Below are 2,923 nucleotides of genomic sequence, written 5' to 3'. Positions count from 1 at the left end.
AGCGCCCGGCTCCCGCAGCGGCTCCGGCCAGCAGCGGTGCCAACCTGGCGGACATGGACGACGATATTCCGTTCTGATTCAGCGTCAGCGAAATTCCGTGGTCGGAAGGCCTCTGCCCCTTAGGGCAGGGGCCTTTTTCTTGACTGGCACACCCGCAAGGAAATCGAAGAGGGTGACGACATGGGCCTGACCATGCCGAGCGCCAAGTCGGCCGGTCTCGTCATCGAGATCATTGCGTTGCAACGTGAACCGGGTTTCGGGCACGAGGGAATCGTCTCGATGGAACCCGAGGCCGGAACGCTGGTGGCGCGGGGCAGCACTGTCCGCGTGAGAATGAACTTCATGGGTTGAGCGCCGCAACAGTTGCGGCTATCGAGGAGCTAACGCACACCAGTCATGCGGGTCAGCCCTTGCAATGCCTGATCCCTTGGGGCTTGCACTGCATGGAGTGGGGGCGGGAATCTGGTTGTTGCGCAACAGAAGCATTTTGTTTCACAAAACCCCCTTGCGCCATCTACCTAGTAGTAGATAAGATTCATCCATCGACGCAGCAAACCAAACCCCCGCCGCAGTCGAAACCAGAAATACAGTAGGACCGCTTTTTTATTTCCCTCTTCGTCTACCTATAAGTAGATAGTTTTTTGAACCGCTACGCAATCGTTATCTGGAGATCAACCATGAAGACCCTCGTATCCGCCCTGATCCTGTCCGCTTCCTTCATCGGCGCCGCCCAAGCCGGCGAACTGGACTATCCGCCCGCCTTGAACACCGAAAGCACGGTGACCCGCGCCCAGGTGCAACAAGAGCTGGCCCAAGCCCGCGCCAATGGCGAACTGGCTTCCAGCGAAGAAGGCAACACCACCACGATTTTTGCCGCCTCCGGCGACAAGAGCCGCGCCCAAGTCCAGAAAGAACTGGCCGCCGCGCGCGCCCAAGGTTTGACCGACAGCAGCGAACTGGCTTACCCGCCCGTGCAAGGCTGAGTTTTTTTCACACGATATCTATCTATAAGTAGATAGCTCTATCAAAACCCCGATGCTGCATTCGATCCTTATTGGAGATCAACCATGAAGACCCTCGTATCCGCCCTGATCCTGTCCGCTTCCTTCATCGGCGCCGCCCAAGCCGGCGAACTGGACTATCCGCCCCCCCTGAACACTGAAAGCACGGTGACCCGCGCCCAGGTGCAACAAGAGCTGGCCCAGGCCCGCGCCAACGGCGAGCTGGTGTCTGGTGAAGAAGGCTACCCCGCCACGATGTTTGCCGCAGCCGGCGACAAGACCCGCACGCAAGTGCAACAGGAACTGGCCGCCGCCCGCGCGCATGGTCTGACCGATAGCGGCGAACTGGCCTACCCGCCCGTGCAAGGCTGACCCTTATGCTGGCACATGTGGACCCCGGGGGGCGGGATGTGTATCCCGGCCGGGGTCCGCAAGGGTTTTGGAGCAGTGGCAACGCTGCCGGAACCGATGACGAATCAACCTATTAGTAGGTAATATTCAGCCATGGACACTCCTACTTCCAACACCACTCGCGAACAGCTTCTGGCCCATGCCGAGAAGCTGATCCGCACGCGCGGATGCAACGGCTTCAGCTACCGCGACCTGGCCGAGCACGTGGGCGTGAAGACGTCCAGCATCCACTATTACTTTCCGGGCAAGGACGACTTGCTCTACGAGGCTGTCGACGCCTACAGCACGCGTGCGCTGGCTGCCATACGCGCCATCGATACTTCGCTGCCGGCGCAGGAGCAGCTGGATCAATATCTGTCGATGATGGAATCGCGCGCCTGCGGGTCCGGCGAACTCTGTCTGGCCGGCATGCTGGCGGCCGAGGTCAACTCGCTGCCCGAACGCGTGCGCGGCGCATTGCAGGGATTCTTCCGCGCGCACGAAGCCTGGCTGGCCCGGGTGCTGGCCGAAGGCGCGGCGCAGGGCACGATGAAGTTCTCCGGCACGCCCGAGGCGGCTGGCCGCGCGGTGTTCGCGACGGTGCAGGGTTGCATACTGATTGCGCGCCTGTTCCAGCAACCCGCCGCCCTGTGCGAGGCGATCGGCGCCTTGTACGTGCAGTGCGAAGGCCACGAAGGCGGCGCCTGAGCGCTCCTCAACTTAGCCCGCAGCCACGGCCGCCATGCGCAAGCAGGCGGCCGTTGTCTTTGCGCGGCGCAATCAGGCAGCGAGCAGCGCCCGCGCCATGTCGACGCTGGTGCGCGCCTGTATGCCCAGGTCGCGCATGCGTTGCTGGAATGTCGCCTGTGCATCTTCGAAGCCCGCGACCGGGCTCATGCAGTCCGTCAGCAGGACCAGGCGCGACAGGTCGCGGCCGGGCAGATGCTCGGCCAGGTGTTCGACGGTGGCCTTGACGCAATGGCTGCCGGCCTGGCCGGCGATGAGGATGGTTTCGGCGCGATCCAGCGAATCCAGCAGGCTGTGGTTGAGCTGGCTGCGCGGGTCGTCGGCGTCGGGGACTTCGGCCATCAGCGCGCTGTAGTGTTCGGTCCAGGGGTTCATGCCCTTGGGTACCTTGCGCACGATGAACTGGCGTTCGTCTTCCCAACGGCTGTAGGCCGCGCGTACGTCGGCGTGCACGTTGTGGCCCCAGGTGCCGATCTCGCAATGCAGCGGCCATACCATCAGCGTGTAGCGGCCGCGCGCTTCCAATTCGTCCAGATAGGACAAGGTGCGCGGCAGGTCGTCGGCGTGGCGCGGCCGGAAGTCGCCCGCGCGTAGCTGGGCCGCCGTGATCGGCGTATACGGAGCCACCGGCTGGCCATCGCCGGTGGACCAGAAGGTCGGATGGGCGATGTCCAGGCGGTGGTGCGAATCCAGTGTCACCGTGATCGACGTGAGCGCGGGCGCGGCCGTGTCGATGAAGCGCGCCAGCCGCTGCATGTCGGCGTGCGCGCCGGCCACCGGCAGGG

5 protein-coding genes are annotated in these 2,923 nt (G+C 63.5%); 4 read left to right on the top strand and 1 reads right to left on the bottom strand.

The features are described from left to right. Window positions 1–180 precede the first annotated feature (180 nt). The 4 genes from VIR09_RS28160 (at window position 181) to VIR09_RS28145 (ending at window position 2,099) form a co-directional block, all read left to right on the top strand. Window positions 181–351: a PASTA domain-containing protein gene (locus tag VIR09_RS28160; RefSeq protein ID WP_332015860.1), complete on the top strand. Its 171-nt coding sequence runs from the start codon at window positions 181–183 to the stop codon at window positions 349–351. 326 nt (window positions 352–677) lie between these two features. After that, the gene (locus tag VIR09_RS28155) at window positions 678–983 is read left to right on the top strand and encodes a DUF4148 domain-containing protein (protein ID WP_332015859.1); all 306 of its coding nucleotides are present in this window, start codon (window positions 678–680) and stop codon (window positions 981–983) included. Window positions 984–1,067: 84 nt separating this feature from the next. After that, on the top strand, window positions 1,068–1,373 hold the full coding sequence (locus tag VIR09_RS28150) for a DUF4148 domain-containing protein (protein WP_332015858.1): 306 nt from the start codon (window positions 1,068–1,070) through the stop codon (window positions 1,371–1,373). Window positions 1,374–1,505: 132 nt separating this feature from the next. Beyond that, complete coding sequence (locus VIR09_RS28145; protein WP_207467393.1) at window positions 1,506–2,099, top strand: TetR/AcrR family transcriptional regulator; 594 nt, start codon at window positions 1,506–1,508, stop codon at window positions 2,097–2,099. Window positions 2,100–2,171: 72 nt separating this feature from the next. On the opposite strand, the gene VIR09_RS28140 is transcribed toward VIR09_RS28145, so the two are convergent. After that, window positions 2,172–2,923 (bottom strand): cysteine hydrolase (locus VIR09_RS28140; protein WP_332015857.1); only part of this gene is annotated, 752 nt, incomplete at its 5' end.

Source organism: Achromobacter sp., from assembly GCF_036567245.1.
In the GTDB taxonomy this organism is placed as follows: Bacteria; Pseudomonadota; Gammaproteobacteria; order Burkholderiales; family Burkholderiaceae_B; genus Achromobacter.
This window is presented reverse-complemented; position numbering and strand designations above follow the sequence as displayed.